Source organism: Clostridium sp. UBA5988 (assembly GCF_002435615.1).
In the GTDB taxonomy this organism is placed as follows: domain Bacteria; phylum Bacillota; class Clostridia; order Clostridiales; family Clostridiaceae; genus Clostridium_J; species Clostridium_J sulfidigenes.
In genome coordinates this window covers 1-13,265 of sequence record NZ_DJBA01000002.1, presented here as the reverse complement: position 1 = coordinate 13,265, position 13,265 = coordinate 1, and the positions used below count along the sequence as shown (strand labels likewise).

General features: G+C 29.0%; 17 protein-coding genes. 4 read left to right on the top strand and 13 right to left on the bottom strand.

All coding sequences use genetic code 11. From position 1 onward, the window contains the following. Positions 1-74: 74 nt before the first annotated feature. The 11 genes from B3J31_RS00170 to B3J31_RS00120 form a co-directional block, all read right to left on the bottom strand. Positions 75-860 (bottom strand): hypothetical protein, encoded by a 786-nt coding sequence (locus tag B3J31_RS00170; protein WP_346873542.1) that lies wholly within the window; start codon positions 858-860, stop codon positions 75-77. A 672-nt stretch (positions 861-1,532) separates the two neighbouring features. Then, positions 1,533-2,219: a DUF4352 domain-containing protein gene (locus B3J31_RS00165; RefSeq protein ID WP_346867511.1), complete on the bottom strand. Its 687-nt coding sequence runs from the start codon at positions 2,217-2,219 to the stop codon at positions 1,533-1,535. Positions 2,220-2,236: 17 nt separating this feature from the next. Continuing rightward, positions 2,237-2,800, bottom strand: coding sequence for a hypothetical protein (locus B3J31_RS00160; RefSeq protein WP_035131013.1), 564 nt, complete (start codon positions 2,798-2,800; stop codon positions 2,237-2,239). After that, positions 2,784-3,458, bottom strand: a complete 675-nt coding sequence (locus B3J31_RS00155; RefSeq protein ID WP_346867510.1) for an ATP-binding cassette domain-containing protein — start codon at positions 3,456-3,458, stop codon at positions 2,784-2,786. Before B3J31_RS00155 ends, B3J31_RS00160 begins: the two co-directional genes overlap by 17 nt. 17 nt (positions 3,459-3,475) lie before the next feature. After that, complete coding sequence (locus tag B3J31_RS00150) at positions 3,476-4,348, bottom strand: hypothetical protein (protein ID WP_346867509.1); 873 nt, start codon at positions 4,346-4,348, stop codon at positions 3,476-3,478. Then, on the bottom strand, positions 4,341-4,991 hold the full coding sequence (locus tag B3J31_RS00145; protein ID WP_346873541.1) for a hypothetical protein: 651 nt from the start codon (positions 4,989-4,991) through the stop codon (positions 4,341-4,343). The genes B3J31_RS00150 and B3J31_RS00145 overlap by 8 nt, the downstream gene beginning before the upstream one ends. 112 nt (positions 4,992-5,103) lie before the next feature. Next, on the bottom strand, positions 5,104-5,928 hold the full coding sequence (locus B3J31_RS00140) for a hypothetical protein (RefSeq protein ID WP_346867507.1): 825 nt from the start codon (positions 5,926-5,928) through the stop codon (positions 5,104-5,106). A gap of 107 nt (positions 5,929-6,035) precedes the next feature. Further along, complete coding sequence (locus B3J31_RS00135) at positions 6,036-6,467, bottom strand: DUF2712 domain-containing protein (RefSeq protein WP_346867506.1); 432 nt, start codon at positions 6,465-6,467, stop codon at positions 6,036-6,038. 372 nt (positions 6,468-6,839) lie between these two features. Further along, positions 6,840-8,168 (bottom strand): replicative DNA helicase, encoded by a 1,329-nt coding sequence (dnaB, locus tag B3J31_RS00130; protein WP_346873540.1) that lies wholly within the window; start codon positions 8,166-8,168, stop codon positions 6,840-6,842. Between the two features lies 1 nt (position 8,169). After that, positions 8,170-8,985, bottom strand: a complete 816-nt coding sequence (locus B3J31_RS00125) for a conserved phage C-terminal domain-containing protein (protein ID WP_346873539.1) — start codon at positions 8,983-8,985, stop codon at positions 8,170-8,172. A 558-nt stretch (positions 8,986-9,543) separates the two neighbouring features. Continuing rightward, a complete protein-coding gene (locus B3J31_RS00120; RefSeq protein ID WP_346873538.1) occupies positions 9,544-9,753 on the bottom strand; it encodes a hypothetical protein in 210 nt (69 codons plus the stop codon). Between the two features lie 308 nt (positions 9,754-10,061). Between B3J31_RS00120 and B3J31_RS00115 the strand changes: the two genes are divergently transcribed. From B3J31_RS00115 to B3J31_RS00105, 3 genes are all read left to right on the top strand, one after another. Then, positions 10,062-10,487, top strand: coding sequence for a hypothetical protein (locus B3J31_RS00115; RefSeq protein ID WP_346867799.1), 426 nt, complete (start codon positions 10,062-10,064; stop codon positions 10,485-10,487). 80 nt (positions 10,488-10,567) lie between these two features. Further along, positions 10,568-10,792, top strand: coding sequence for a DUF1659 domain-containing protein (locus B3J31_RS00110; protein ID WP_035131025.1), 225 nt, complete (start codon positions 10,568-10,570; stop codon positions 10,790-10,792). A 55-nt stretch (positions 10,793-10,847) separates the two neighbouring features. Continuing rightward, positions 10,848-11,066: a DUF2922 domain-containing protein gene (locus tag B3J31_RS00105; protein WP_035131026.1), complete on the top strand. Its 219-nt coding sequence runs from the start codon at positions 10,848-10,850 to the stop codon at positions 11,064-11,066. Positions 11,067-11,164: 98 nt separating this feature from the next. On the opposite strand, the gene B3J31_RS00100 is transcribed toward B3J31_RS00105, so the two are convergent. Continuing rightward, complete coding sequence (locus tag B3J31_RS00100) at positions 11,165-12,103, bottom strand: hypothetical protein (protein ID WP_346873537.1); 939 nt, start codon at positions 12,101-12,103, stop codon at positions 11,165-11,167. Between the two features lie 247 nt (positions 12,104-12,350). On the opposite strand from B3J31_RS00100, the gene B3J31_RS00095 reads away from it, so the two are divergent. Continuing rightward, positions 12,351-12,908, top strand: coding sequence for a DUF4230 domain-containing protein (locus tag B3J31_RS00095; RefSeq protein WP_346873536.1), 558 nt, complete (start codon positions 12,351-12,353; stop codon positions 12,906-12,908). A gap of 86 nt (positions 12,909-12,994) precedes the next feature. Here the strand turns inward: B3J31_RS00095 and B3J31_RS00090 are convergent. Continuing rightward, positions 12,995-13,265 (bottom strand): DUF4351 domain-containing protein (locus tag B3J31_RS00090; protein WP_346873535.1); only part of this gene is annotated, 271 nt, incomplete at its 5' end.

Genomic DNA, 13,265 nt, shown 5'->3' with positions numbered 1-13,265 from the left:
GTGAATAATTCAGGATAAATATTGTAGTTAAAATAAAATATTTTTTTTTATTCTTAATTTCTCTTTTTAAATTATTAAATAAGCTCATTTTTCATTCCTCCATTTATAAATATGGAAAAACAAGTTATGATTAGTATAAGTGGAATAGCTATAAATATATGATTATACCCCGTAGGTCTAAATAAAAATATCATTGGAGAATATCTATAGTTTAATACCATAGTGATTATAACATCCATTGCTATATAAACTATAAAAGGAATAATTGTAATAACATATTTATTTCTAAAATATATACTACCAGCTAAGGCAATACTACTAAAGGTTCCTGCATATATAAATAACAAGAAAATTCTTAAAAATACATGTAATAATGGAAAGTTAAAGTATATATAGGGTAAAAAATCTCTTGGTTCTACAACTGATGAACTAAAAAATACTTTCGGCTCTATACTAGGAATAAAAGATGCATATAACATATAATTTATTATAAATGGAATACTTATAATTAATCCACTGACAACAAAATTTACCAAAAACCTATTAATTAAATACTTCTTCTTGTCATATCTTGTGATTATATTTTTTATAAAACCGCTTTTTACATCTTCTAAATAAGCATCTGCAAAAGCAACAGTAACAATTAATGGGAATAACATTTGAAGCATTCGTACATACTTTCCAATATTATATAACATTAAATTATTATAAGCTCCATTTGAAAAGTCTATAAAATCCTGTGAACTTAATCTTATATGATTATTACTAAAAACTTCAAAAGAAGCTATTGTTATTCCTACTAAAAGAGCTACATAAAAGGATGTTCTTTTAAATAATCTTTTTATCTCAATCTTTATCATAAACTTCTCCTATCAGAATTATGCTATACCAGTTTTAGCTGGTATAGCATAAACTTATTTTTTTTAATTTCCTCCAACTGAATCTGGACTCCAAACTCCCCTAGTACTCCAAATTCCTGATGATACTGCTCCTCCATGACCTTCACCTGATATTTTATAAATATATAATAATGCGCGCACATTATTTTACTTAATTGTTTAGCCTAGATTTAATATAAGGAATTACATGTTACTCACTTGTTACTATTGTAACTTATGTTAAATTTTACTTAAACCTTTAATGCACGAAAGGCTCAATTTTGTACCTAAAATTCGATATTATTCCATTTATTTCTATTGGTTTCGAAAAATTTCAAGATCTTATTTATTTATTCTTATATTTTTTAAGAGCCTTTATCTACTGAAGCCCCAACACTCTCTGATACTTTCCAATCCATCCTAGATTTACATTTCTCACTTCACCATTTCTATTTTTACCTATGCAAATTTAACATAATAAAAAAGCAAGTAAGTTTTAGAGTAATACTTGTCTCAAAATCTTACTTGCTTACATTTTTTATTTATTACTATCCTTGCCTAGTGCTAAAGAATCCCAACTTTCAATGACTTCTCCTGTAGCTTTCTCTTTAAATTATATTTTATCTCTGCAAAAGAATGATAATTTTATAATCATCAATACTTTATTTTTATATATCGTGAATCATCATCATAACCAACAACTCCTGAAATATTTATATCAAAAATTTGATTATTATATTGTAATTTTTCATCTTCTACTATATATACTAAATCACATGTATATTCTTCTTGTGGCTGGAAGTTATATTCAAAATAATCCTTTTTATCAAAGTCTTCTAATTTGCTAGACATCCAACATTGATAATTATATATTTCATTTTTATCATCTATTACATCTAACCAACATGAATTAAGTGGAAACATTCTTTCTGTCTCCCTATTATTTTTAATAGTTACATTAACAATGACATATGACATATCATTTATTAAGTTTCCTTTTTCATCTGTAACAATTTCATCCCAATCTGGAGGATTTGGAAATTGTTTTTTTTCTTTTGTTTTTTCTACTGAGTTAACTTTAAATGTAAGATCAACAGTGAGAACATCTTCACCCATTTCAAAGGTTTTATCAGCTTCAAATTCGTTAGCTGCAGCTAAACTCTCTTCTGCTTTAATTTCAGCATTTTCTTTGGTTTCTGTACCTTCTTTTGTTTCTTTTTTGTTACTCCATAAGTTAGACTTAGGAAATAATTCATCATTTTTAAATACACTAACACCAATAATAACAACCATAATTATCATAGATGCAATAACAATTCCTTGTTTTGTTTTTCTATTCAACTTTATACCCTACCTTTCTAACTAAAATTAAGTTCTACGCATCTTTTTACCGGATACATTTCCAACGTTAGATAAAATTTTCTATTCTTCAATTCTTTCCATGTTTCTTTATCAAAATGCCTTTCAATCATAGAGTAGGGTAATATTAATTCTTTTTCTTCTCCAGGCTTTAATTCTACTACAGGACTTGCATCATCTTCTTTATTAACTTCTTTAAATAATTCTAAACTCAGTCCATTATGCCAACTTACTGATTCCGCCTCAAATTCATAAACCTCTATAGTTTTAGTCTCCTCACTATTATTCTTAAAGTTAACTTTTACAAAAATAGCCTTCTTTTCTTCATCAGGGAATGGATCCTCTATAGACGCATATATTATTTTAAGTTCATCATCATTTACAATTTTTGATTCTTCTACACTTAACTGAACTCCTTCATAGTCAAAGGTTTCATTTAAAGTAAATTTTTCTAGTGGTGCTTCAGGATATTTATTATTTATATATCTAAATCTCATAAAACATACACCTACTAAAATAAGAACTAAGCCTAAAATTATATAGTTCTTACTTCTCTGTTTCATTTAATTTTACCTCCTCCTTCACCTTTATATGTTTTTTCATTTCTCCATTTTCTATAAAAAATATTTCATCTGATAGATAACTTAACTCCTCACTATCATGACAAGATATTATTATTAAGGCTCCTTTATCACGAAGATCTCGAAGTATTTCACCAAGGTTTTTGATGCTGTTTTCATCTAGTGCATTAGTAGGTTCATCTAATACAATAATTTTAGCATCTTCCATAATAGCTGCTGCAATTCCTAATTTTTGCTTCATTCCTAGTGAATATTTTTTGAATTTCTTCTTATCTTCAGGATCTAATCCCACTAATGAAATAGTCTGTTTTATCTTTTCTTCACTAATTTTCCCTTGTATATCTGCAAGTATCTTTAGATTTTTATATCCTGAATAATTAGATATAAAACCAGGGCTTTCAATTAATGCTCCAATACTTTCAGGAAAAGAAAGCTCTTTACCTAAAACTTTTCCATCAATTATAACCTTTCCTTCAGTAGGAATCATAAGTCCACAAATTGCTCTCATAAGCATAGTCTTTCCTGAACCATTTTTTCCTTTTAGCCCATAAATTTTACCCTGTTCCATTTTTATATTTATATTGCTTAAAACTGTATTTTTAGAAATTATCTTAGTTAAATTTTCAACTTCAATATACATATTATCTCCTTTTACGCTTAGTTACTTTTTCCTATAATATCATAAGTTTTAAACTTAAAAATCCCTAATGTTATTGATATAAAAGATATAGCCATGCTGAGTATTATACCAGTTGATGTTTCAATTCCCTTTATACCTACCATTAAACTATTTCGTAACAACATTAAATAATTTCCCATTAAAATAGGACTACAATAATACATCGAGACTATTAGCAAAGATATAATAAAAATATTGCTATATATTGAATTACTAAACATTGCTATGGTAAGTTGCATTAGAGAAAGGGCTACAGATGTGACTATGGGTAAGATTAAGCAAGCACTAAACACTTCCTTAGCTGCTAAACTAGAAGTATCTAACTTTAAAACAGCTAAACTAACCTTATGATTAGGAGTTAACGATAGTTCACCATTAATCAGAGAAAACATTGCAATAACTATATACCCTATTGCGTAAAAAATAAGAACATTTCCCATAATCCAAAGGCATTTACTAAGCCACCACTGCCATCGTTTTTTTGAACGTATTAATATTTGAGTTCCATATTCTTTTAAATCATTCAGTGGATAATAACCTATCACTATTGAAAGAAATATATTTAATAAAACCCATCCCGGTGGTATTTCAATTTTTTCTTTATTATCTACTCTATTAGAAATATCAACACCCTTATATATATCAATAATGTAATTACTAAAGGTTGGTTTCTCTTTGAAATTATCATATTCTCTACTGATTATTAATCCCCTTTGAAAATTAGCACATAGTAATATAAATATAATTAATACCACAGCATACTTTTTCCATCTTTTAATAGTTCCCATGTAATAGTCATGCTTTATTTGCATTAAAAAACTTGACTTATTTTCTCCTTTAAAACTATTCATTTAAAAATTCCTTTCTGTCAGCTTTGAACATACCCACATATATAATAGAAATCATTAAAAAAATCCCATAGATTAATCCTATAGCCATGTTAATGGGATTTACCCATTTTGTATAATAAATACTTATAAGTCTATAAAATATAGGACAATAATAATCGACTATTCCCACTGTAATAATTACAATGAGAGAGATACTACTTTTATTGGTTATCCAATAAATAAGCATAGTTAATAAAGTTATAACAAGTATTCTAATAAAAGATATTATGAAAAATGCCATTACAACATTAATAAACTTAATATCACTACAGATCATATTGGTTTCTCCAAAGAAAATACTTCTTCTCCTATCCCAATTTATATAGCTACTGCACAATAAACCACCTACCCCATAGGTGCATAGTAGCAAATATATAGTTGAAAATAAGGAGAACAGTATACTTTTATACACTTCTTTTAACCAAAGTAATTTTTTACTCTTTTGCTTTAATACAAACATAGTAGAAAAATCATTTTTAAATAGGTGCAACAGCAAGAATACATTAACAATCATTAACTCAATGCCAAAAAATAATGTTCCCGATACATCTACAAAATAATCAGCTAATGTAAATTTAAATCCACCTAACAAAGAAACTTTCATTGAGTGTCTTAAATATAGAAAAGTTAATGATGCTACGATGATCATGTATACTATTACCCATAAAAAATTAGACTTAATATTTCTCATAAACTCTTTTGTCCATAATTTACACTTAATATATATCTTCTCTCACCCCACTAATTAAAAATGTTGTGGAAGTTATAATCCCTAATAATAAAGTTTCATATAAAATTATTCTATAATCACAGGTTCCATAACCTGGTTGTAGAAAATAAAGTGGTTCATAATTATTTAATCCCAAAGATGATAATAATGAATATAAGAATAAATAAATTAAGAATGGAGCAATTATTACCATAAATCTGTATTCTACTACTAAACTGATGGATAAAGCTATAGTAGCTAAAAATCCACTAAAAATAAAATCTATAATTAGATATCCTAATATATAAATAAATGGGTGAATAAAAAATAGCTCTCCCCACATTTGTGCAGCTCCGATTAAATATCCTTCTCTTGCTTGTGGTGGATATGATGGTAAAAACATAGCAGTTATAATAAGACTTATTAATAACGGTATTACTATAGCAAGTCCACCAGAAATAAATGTAGCTAGATATTTAGATATATAGTAATCTCGCTTCTTAGCTCTTATAAGCACATTTTTTATATATCCATTTTTTTTATCTAAGAAAAATGAATCTGCAAAAGGAATGGTAGCTAATATAGGAAGTAGCATATAAAATAAAAAGTTATGCATACTATAGCCAGCATTTCCTATCCACCCAACAAAAATCGTTGGTGGACAATACATTTTAGATTTATTATATTGAAGTACCTCATCTATCCCCATAGAGGCTGGAATAACAAATTGAATCACATAAGATATCGTTATAAAGCTACCTATAGCTAAAGCAAATAGCATAGATTTACTCTTTAAGGCTCTTTTAAATTCAATTTTAAATAAATTTTTCAAAGTTCCACCTTCTTCTATTCTATTTTTAAATTCTATATTAATAAAGGTTAAGGTAGAAATAATATGTAATACTATTTCTACCTTTAAATTTAAAGTTACATAAGAAATTATATACTATCTGGACTCCATTTTCCTCGAAGATGACATCTAGAATGTGTATTCGGACTTAATGAAAGGCTACCATATTTATATTTCCTTTCTTTTACCCAATTTTTCAAATATGCACTTTGTCCAACATTTACTTGTTGAAATGGATTTATTGAGCAATCTACACCTATGGAACTATCATTTCTGTTATTACCATATACACTAACTTTTACTCCAACATCTGAATTACAATTATAAATATATGAAGAGGTTTTGTCCAATTTAGGTCTATCCTCTGTCCATACATCACTACCATCTCCATTATAGTTGAAGTCAAACCATGTATCTGTATAATTTCCAGCTGCTTCTGCAGTAATCATACCAAAAGAGGTTACGGTCAAACATACCATAGCTGTTAAAATTACTTTAGATATTTTATTTTTTAATTTCATAATAAATTCTACTCCTTTTACTATATAATTTAATTAAATAAGTATCAAGTAATAATATTATATAAATCTAAAATCACCAATAATCCTGTTATGTATTAAGTGATTTATCATATCAACTTAATAGTATACATTTCTAATATAATAATGTGCGCACATTATCTTCACATAATTGTTTAGCCTAGATTTAATATAAGGAATTACATATTAATCACTTGTTACTATTGTAACTAATGTTAAATTTTACTTAAACCTTTAATGCACAAAAGGCTCAATTTTGTACCTAAAATTCGATATTATTCCATTTATTTCTATGGGTTTCGAAAAATTTCAAGATCTTATTTATTTATTCTTATATTTTTTAAGAGCTTTTATCTACTGAAGCCCCAACACTCTCTGGTACTTTCCAATCCATCCTAGATTTACATTTCTCACTTCACCATTTCTATTTTTACCTATGATAATTTCCATGATTTCCTTAGGTGCTTCCTCCTCTTCCTCTTTATTTTTATCTTTATTTTCAGTGTCATAATAACTTTCTCTGTAAGGAAAGAGCACCATATCTGCATCTTGTTCTATGGAGCCAGATTCTCTTAGGTCTGATAGCATTGGTCTTGGATCATTTCTACTTTCTGCTGCCCTGGAGAGTTGAGCTAATGCTATTACGGTGATTTTTAAGGATTTTGCCATTGCCTTTAGCTCCCTTGATATCTTTGCAACTTCTTGTTCTCTTGATGAGCTTACCCCTACAGATTCTATGAGCTGAAGATAATCTATTATTATCACATCTAAACCTTCCTTTTGCTTTAAAGTCTTTGCCTTTCCTCTTATGGTTGGAAGTGTAGTTGATGTGTCATCTATGAAAATTTTTCTCTTTGAAAGTTCTGAGGCTCCTATGATAAGCTTATTTAGGTGATCTTCTTCTAAATTTCCACTCTGTATATTTTTTAGAGAAATCAAGCATCTGGCAGAAAGCATTCTTTGCATTAGTTGGTTCTTTGGCATTTCTAAGGAGAATAAGCCCACCTTTGCCTCTTTGGAAACATGTTGGGCAAGGTTTAAAGCAAAGGCTGTCTTTCCCATGGATGGTCTTGCAGCTATAATAACTAGTTCTCCAGATTTTAAGCCCGAGGTTACTTCATCTAGGTCCTTATACCCCGTGGAAATACCTTCAAGGGCCCTTTTATCTAGGTATCTTTTTTCAATGTGACTTATGGTACTCTCCAGTGTATCCATAATGGGTTCCATATCTTCCATGGCTGCACTGCTATAGGCTTTATGAATATTATCCTCTAACTCTTCCACCACTTGGTCTACAAGGAACTCTCCATGGCTCTCATCAATGGCTTTTCTGCAAGCTTTTATAACCCTTCTTCTGCTTGCTTTATCCATGATAATTTCACAGTAATTTCTTATATTACTTAGGTACACAGCAGAACTAGAAAGCTTAGAAAGGTATGTTATACCGTTGCATTTTTCTAAAACCTCCCTAGATTTTAGTTCCTCGGAAAGGGTTATTAAATCTATATTAATCTCCCTAGCTCTAAGATTTAAAATCCCCCTATAAATTATTTTATGATTTTCATAATAAAAATCTTCTAAGTTTAAAATATCCTCCACTTCATAAATTTTATCCTTATCGTTAATTAGCACCCCAAGGACTACCTGCTCTGCTTCTAGACTATGTGGCATCACCATATCCATGCTACATGTCCTCCTTCAAAACTATATTCTTTAACTTTTCCTTTAACTCAGCTTTATTTCTTTCATCGCTAAGAACCATGTTTCCCCTCTTAAATTTCCCGTCACTTTCCTTTTCTGGTTTTCTTTCTTGATTTAGATAGGTCTCAAATTTATTGCCAAAGAGAGTAGTAGGAACTAAATATTGCTGAAACTTGGTGCCTGTCCATTTATATTTCATATTATCAATAACGGTTTTAAAGTCCTCTACGGTAAAGCCTTCACTAATCCTTGCTTTAATAAGCCTAATAGTTATCTTTGTTGAGCTTCTAAAGTTTTTTCCTGTTTTCAAATTCAGATACTCTATTATTTCAAAGGCACTTTTCTCCAAAAGAAGATTTTTATTTATTTTAGTAGATGAATCTTTAGTAGAGGGATTATTTGTTGTAGATTTAAATCCACACCCCTTAGATTCTTCATCCATACCCTTAGAGTTTTCCGCCTCTGCTCCTTCTCTAGTTATAAGCTCCTTATAATTTTCGCCTATGCCAAAAAAGGAGTATGTTCCCTTTTCCCTCACCACCAAATGAGTAAGCATTCCTGCATCTCTCAATTTAAAAAATCTAGATTGAACTGTGCATTTCTTCATTCTAAAAATAGGAAACTCTCTTAAAACTGCATCATAACGAAGCCAATAATAAATATGTCCCTCTACCTCCCTTGTGTTCATTCCATTACTTTCTTTAAAATCAATGAAATACCTAAGAATGCTTGCATCAATAATATCTAGTCCAAATTTTATTAATTTATCCTGCCTAAAACCCATAATTGTATGTTTCATAATCTTCTCTCTCCTATCCTTATTTAAATAAGTATCTCTATATACTAAATAAGCAATTTAAAGGAAAAGTGGAAAATTATTTTATTAAAATAAAAAATAGACAACCCAGAAGTTAATCCTGAACTGTCTAAAATACTTATACAATATTATTTTTTTAATTGGCTCTGTTGAAGATTACAGTGATAGAATATACAAGCTATGGGGATATTGATGGACATCCCTTAAAGTTTCTAGTGAAATACACAGCCTTTTATTTTTAATAACGTAGTCGAAACCAAATTATAAAAATCTTATTTTCATTAAATTATATTATTAAAGTCGCACATTAAATTACACTACATTTTACCTAGGAAACTAGATAGCTAGAAAACTATATACCTATAAAAATATATAAATATGGATATATAAAAATAGTTAAATAGTAATATATATACCTAGTTAAATAGTAAAATAGTTAACTATTTGTTGTGTTCATGGGGGTTTCAAGGCTTTCTCTAATAAGCACTGTATGTTAATTACTAATTATAATGCTTTATTAAACTTTTCTAAAATAACTTACTAAGTTTTACTTTTAGAATACTCTATATCTTTCAAAAGTAAGGTAATAAAATATATGGCAAGCAATAAATAAGCTAAATTAAAAGCAACTAATAGGTTTCTATTTTCAATAATTTTACTAATAGGTTGATGTAATATAGCTATAACTAAAATGAAAATATTCCTACTTAATTGAATTCCTTTGGATTTCTTTTTCCTTATATTTTTCATACTTAATTCTCCTCAACTCACTATTATCAATTATTTTATTCTTCCCTTTAAAATCAAAATTCAAACCTTCATCATTTTTTAGCACAACCTTTTGGTTTTCATATGCCTTAAATTTATTATAATTCATTTAATGTTTTACATTCCATAAAAATACATGAAAGTATGATTTTACTGCATAAGATTACAATTTTATATATTGAAATCCCAGTAAATTATATCCTAAAACTTTTTAAAACCCTTATCCTTAGTGAATTTTCTTAATAAAAGCATATATAGTTAGTGTTAAATAATATACGAGGAGGTTTCTCATGAAAAAAGAAAATAAAATTAATGATCCCATAGATGAATTTAATTCTGAAGAAGATTTGGAAGAACTTAATGGCATCTGTGAGGACATCACCGGTATTCCCATATCATCCTTTAATTTTGAAAAAGATACTCCCTCTAAGGTGAATTTATCCACAGCTAATGTAACTTCTCTACCACCTTCTGTTGATAGTTTTACTGATAATCGCAAGGTTAAAACTGAAGCTCCTGGAATAACGCCACCCATAGATGGTGAATTCTTTGATACTCAGAGATGTTATAAAATAAGAAATTCCACTGCTAGAATGCTAAATGAAATTAAAGCTGTTCATCCCAATGTTAATGTTTATATGAATACCATTGTGGATGCAGCAATTAGAAATTACTATGACTTTATTTTCAATAAGGATGGAATTAATACTTTATAATTATTCATCATCTATACTTTCCACTTATTTTTCAAAGTGCATATATAATCATTGAAACCACTGATAAGGAGGTGAATTTAATGGCAGTAGATAAAGTTTTAAACACTACTTCTTTTCATATTGAAGTTGAAAACGGAACTGATAAGACTGGAGCTACAATTTATAAGAAAAAAACTTTTTCTGGAGTAAAACCTAGTGTTGACCCTCAAAATGTTTTTGATGTAGCTGAGGCTATTAAAGATGTTTTAAGTGCTTCTACTAGAGATAGTTACTTAAATGAAACTTCAAAATTAGTTAATGCTTAATAGTAACCGCGAGTATTAACTGTGACTTATCCTAGAGAAAGGAGGAAATTAAACTATGGAATATTCATTATTAATGACTTTTATTAATGCCAGTGGAGATAAAGTTAATTTATCAATTTCAGGGGTTAAGCAAGATATCACTGAACCTCAGGTATCAACTCTTATGGATACCATAATTGCTAAGGATGTTTTTCTTAGTAAGGGAGGCTCTCTAGCTTCTAAATACGGAGCACAGCTTACCCAAAGACAAACTACTAAGTTCAGTCTTGCCTAAAATAAATAAAATAACGGGGTCAGACCTGAGGAAATTTCTTCCTCGGGGTCTGACCCCATTACATTTTTTTCCTTGGGGTCTGACCCCATTACAAATATTTACACTTCTTCAATAAGTGATTTCATATTCTCTTTTATTGAAGATAATTCATTTTCTACAGTAGTTAGCTTTGCTCTAAGGGATTTTATTATGTCCTCTACATTATATACAACGTTGCATACACTTTTTAAAGAATCACTGATTTTTGATTGCACAATCCAGTCAGATATTAATCCATCAAAAAAGTAATCTGCAAAGGTTTCAAAAGAACCAATATTTATATCTATATCCATTGCTAAATCCACATCTGCTAATTCATTTTGAAATTTCATCAGTGCAATTTTTGTATTCTGTGCATACTCTTTAGCTTTATCAATTTCAGAGTGTTTGGCTGCTGTAGCTAAAAGGCCTCCCCCTAGTATATCCCAGGTTCCCCATCCATCAGCACTTTCAAGAGAATCTACTACAAATTGAAGTTCATTTCTAGCAGCATCACCAGCAGCTATTGCTTCCTGTAACTCTTTCTTCTGAGCTTCAATAGAAGGAATCTTGTCCACAATTTCAAGTAACTTTTTAGAGTTCTCATTATTTAAACCTAATATAAACCCTTCTTTTTTCTTTAATACTGCTTCATATTCAGCCTCTGCATCAAGTAAATTGTTAAATGACACTTTATAGGATTCAAGATCCTTTTCTAACATAAGAACTGAGTGGCAACATTCATCATACTTTAACTTTGCTGCAAGGAACTCTTGTCTCTCTTTATCCAGCTGCTGTTCCTTACTTCCAAGTATAGAATAAAATATGTTAGCAATACTCAAAGATTCAAGCTTTTTAACATCCTTATCCTCATGTTTAAGAGCTTTTTCAAGTTCTATCTTTCTATTTACTTCCTTTTCAAGAGCTTCTCCCGTATGCCTAATCATACCCTCAAACTTCTCTTTTCTCCACACTTTTTCCTTAGCAGCTATAAGTTCTTCATTAATATACTCAAACATACTAAACTTCCTTTCTTTTTTAAGGGAGATTATATCCCAAATTTTGTCACGGGGTCTGACCCCCTGGATAATTTTGTCATGGGGTCTGACCCCCTGGATAATATTTTACTTTATACCATTATATCTCATTACATTCATAATATATACTCCCTTAGCATAAACATTAAAAAGATAATTTTGCGGGGTGATTATTTTGAAAAAATCCAAGATTAAAAAGTTCTTTTCCTTTTTTAAGAAGATTAAGATTATGATTTTTATAATAGCTATAATTGTTGCTTGTTTATTTATAAATTCTTTAACTACTAAAAATAATTTAGAGAAAAAGAGTGATTTTGTATCTGAAAAACTTATATCCATATCGGAGCTGGCTACTTCCCGTTATGATTACTCTAATGTGATTTCTGTGAAGAATAGCTTAAGCTTTAAGGATATTACTATTCCTTTTACTGAAAAATCCTTTGTTATTAAATATAATGGCTATATTACTGCTGGACTAGATTTTAGTGCTGCTACTTTTTCTATAGATAAAAATATACTTACCATAACTATTCCACCTTGTTCTATCCTTACTCATAATGTAAATGAAGATGAGGTTTTTATATTTGATGAAAAGAACTCCATATTTAATAAATTAACTATGGATGATATGTTAAGCGAAATTGTAGCAGAAAAGTCTAAGACCGAAGAAAGGGTAATCAAAGACGGCTTCCTTGATAAGGTTACTGTGGACACTATAGACCTTCTTAAAAACATTTTCTTGAATTGCGGCTTTGATGAAGTAAAAGTTAAGATTGCAGCATCTTAATTCATATAATATAAAAATGCTATGTTTTTTCAACATAGCATTGTGACCTTATAAAATTATTAGCTTAGACTTAATATGTTAATTATTTATATCTTAAAATACTCTTCCAATTCCTCTACAGAATTTATATCAAAAATATCCATCCCAATTTTATCAATGGCATTAATGGGTAAATTCATTACCTTATCTTCATACTCTGCTGGTAGATTTTTAAACTTTTTTAATAATAGTTTAATTAATAATTCTGCTTTGCCTTTATTAATTCCTTTTTCTATTCCCTTTTTTATTCCTTTTTCTATTCCCTTTTCTATTCCCCTCTTTTCAACCTCTGGATCATATAATGTTTTTGTCATTCTA

Coding starts and splice junctions, on each gene's coding strand:
- B3J31_RS00155 (WP_346867510.1), bottom strand. CDS start 3,458: ATGTATATTGAAGTTGAAAATTTAACTAAGATAATTTCTAAAAATACA.
- dnaB (WP_346873540.1), bottom strand. CDS start 8,168: ATGGATATGGTGATGCCACATAGTCTAGAAGCAGAGCAGGTAGTCCTT.
- B3J31_RS00115 (WP_346867799.1), top strand. CDS start 10,062: ATGAAAAAAGAAAATAAAATTAATGATCCCATAGATGAATTTAATTCT.
- B3J31_RS00160 (WP_035131013.1), bottom strand. CDS start 2,800: ATGAAACAGAGAAGTAAGAACTATATAATTTTAGGCTTAGTTCTTATT.
- B3J31_RS00150 (WP_346867509.1), bottom strand. CDS start 4,348: ATGAATAGTTTTAAAGGAGAAAATAAGTCAAGTTTTTTAATGCAAATA.
- B3J31_RS00125 (WP_346873539.1), bottom strand. CDS start 8,985: ATGAAACATACAATTATGGGTTTTAGGCAGGATAAATTAATAAAATTT.
- B3J31_RS00145 (WP_346873541.1), bottom strand. CDS start 4,991: ATGAAAGTTTCTTTGTTAGGTGGATTTAAATTTACATTAGCTGATTAT.
- B3J31_RS00135 (WP_346867506.1), bottom strand. CDS start 6,467: ATGAAATTAAAAAATAAAATATCTAAAGTAATTTTAACAGCTATGGTA.
- B3J31_RS00095 (WP_346873536.1), top strand. CDS start 12,351: ATGATTTTTATAATAGCTATAATTGTTGCTTGTTTATTTATAAATTCT.
- B3J31_RS00110 (WP_035131025.1), top strand. CDS start 10,568: ATGGCAGTAGATAAAGTTTTAAACACTACTTCTTTTCATATTGAAGTT.
- B3J31_RS00120 (WP_346873538.1), bottom strand. CDS start 9,753: ATGAAAAATATAAGGAAAAAGAAATCCAAAGGAATTCAATTAAGTAGG.
- B3J31_RS00105 (WP_035131026.1), top strand. CDS start 10,848: ATGGAATATTCATTATTAATGACTTTTATTAATGCCAGTGGAGATAAA.
- B3J31_RS00170 (WP_346873542.1), bottom strand. CDS start 860: ATGATAAAGATTGAGATAAAAAGATTATTTAAAAGAACATCCTTTTAT.
- B3J31_RS00100 (WP_346873537.1), bottom strand. CDS start 12,103: ATGTTTGAGTATATTAATGAAGAACTTATAGCTGCTAAGGAAAAAGTG.